1 protein-coding gene is annotated in these 312 nt (G+C 54.8%); it reads right to left on the reverse strand.

Annotated elements, in window-relative coordinates:
* Positions 1-312: hypothetical protein (locus KK062_RS30205; RefSeq protein ID WP_254088106.1), on the reverse strand; the 312-nt coding region annotated here is incomplete at both ends.

Raw genomic sequence — 312 nt, forward strand, 5'->3', positions numbered from 1 at the left:
ATTGGAGAATATGTTTACGGCCGCCTTTGACGTCATGCGCGGCGTGGCATACCCCTGATGGTCAAACGTCGGGTTAAGCGCCCAAATCAACTCGGGATTGAGAACCCAGCGCTCAGTCACGGCATTCTGAATGGTGAGCACCTGGCGGAGGGATTCCGGCAGGTTGGAAATGTTGGCCGGCTGAATATAGGTATATAACCGCAGGCCTTGCTCTTCACATGTCTGGATCGCTTCTCTACAGGCGTCTACCGCCTGCGCCCATTTGTCGGCCTCGTAGGCTTCGGGAAACAACCCCCTGTCTCTTAAACACAA

The sequence above is a fragment of the Dawidia cretensis genome, from assembly GCF_018598175.1.
Lineage (GTDB): Bacteria > Bacteroidota > Bacteroidia > Cytophagales > Cyclobacteriaceae > Ohtaekwangia > Ohtaekwangia cretensis.